Below are 605 nucleotides of genomic sequence, written 5' to 3' on the forward strand. Positions count from 1 at the left end.
GTTCACGACGCAACTGGTCGGATCGGCCCTCATTATCTCCGGCCGTTACGTCTGGCTCGGCGCCGGGGCGCTGGGCGTGTTCACGGCCCTCACCATCCCGATCGTGCATCACTTCTGGACGATGCAGGGCCCGGCCGCGCTGCATGCCTTCCACACGGCGGCGGAGCATATCGGGATGATCGGCGGGCTGATCACGGTCTCGGTCCTGGCGGCGCGGACCCGTCCGGCGCGCTCCGGGGAGGTGGTCATGCCGCAGGTTGTCTTGGCACGCTGAACCGCTGCGCCCCCATTGGGGTTACGGGCGCAGGACGATGGGCTAGGTTCGCCGGACGCGGCGGTCTCGTCCCGATCGCCCGGCGCACGAGAATCCGATGACCGATTTCGCCGTCCAGGTCGTTCCCGTCACCCCGTTCCAGCAGAACTGCTCCGTCGCCTGGTCGCAGGGAACCCGGCGCGGCGTGGTGATCGATCCCGGCGGGGATGTCGGGGCGATCCGGCAGGCGATCGAGCGGGCCGGCGTCACGATCGAGGCCATCCTGCTGACGCACGGCCATATCGACCATGCCGGCGGCGCCGCGGACCTCAAGGACGAGCTCGGGGTCGAG

The 605-nt window shown here is 69.8% G+C and carries 1 protein-coding gene and 1 pseudogene; both read left to right on the forward strand.

Going from position 1 to position 605, the window contains the following annotated elements:
• Nucleotides 1-274 (forward strand): annotated as a pseudogene (locus AC2JF9_RS08210) (hypothetical protein); the annotation flags it as partial.
• Between the two features lie 97 nt (nucleotides 275-371).
• On the forward strand, nucleotides 372-605 hold a 234-nt coding region (locus AC2JF9_RS08215), incomplete at its 3' end, for an MBL fold metallo-hydrolase (RefSeq protein ID WP_500726818.1).

Source organism: Lactobacillus sp. C449L, assembly GCF_059900815.1.